This is a genomic window from Arenimonas malthae CC-JY-1, assembly GCF_000747075.1.
Lineage (GTDB): Bacteria > Pseudomonadota > Gammaproteobacteria > Xanthomonadales > Xanthomonadaceae > Arenimonas > Arenimonas malthae.
Genome location: NZ_AVCH01000127.1, coordinates 1 through 604 on the forward strand (window position 1 = coordinate 1; position 604 = coordinate 604).

The 604-nt window shown below is 77.5% G+C and carries 1 pseudogene; it reads right to left on the reverse strand.

The window, feature by feature from the left end:
- Window positions 1-604 (reverse strand): annotated as a pseudogene (locus N790_RS16360) (hypothetical protein); the annotation flags it as partial.

Genomic DNA, 604 nt, shown 5'->3' on the forward strand with positions numbered 1-604 from the left:
CTGGCGGGGTCCTTCGCGAGCAGGGCCTCGAAGCCGGCGGCGGCGGCCTCGAGCCGGCCGGCGCGCAGATCGCCGGTGGCGGCCTGCAGCGCCTGTTCGCGCTCGCGTTCGATCGCCGCGCGGGCCTCGCCCAGCCGCGCCTGCACTTCCGGCAGGCCCAGGTGGCTCGGGTCGCTTTCCACCACGCGCGCCACCAGCGCGACGGCGGCGTCGAAGTCGCCCGCGGCCATGGCGGCTTCGGCCTGCCGCAGCAGGTCGGCGAGGATGGCGCGGCGGCCGTCGAGCGCGATGGCGTTGTCGGGCTGCAGGCGCAGCGCCTCGAGGTACAGCGCCAGCGCGCCGTCGGGCAGGGGTTCGATGTAGCCCCTGGCCTGCGCGTCGCGTGCGCGCTGCAGCAGGTCGGCCAGGTCGGCATCGGTGGATTCGCGCAGCGCCAGTTCGGCTTCGATGGTTTCGAGCTCGGCGGCCGGCGCGGCCATGGCGCGGGCCAGCGCGAGGCGTTCGCGGGCGGTGGCGAAGTCGCGCGAGGCCAGCGCGGCGCGGGCCTGCACCAGCGCCGCTTCGCGCACGTCGGCCAGGCCGCGGCGCGCCTCGAGGTGGTCCG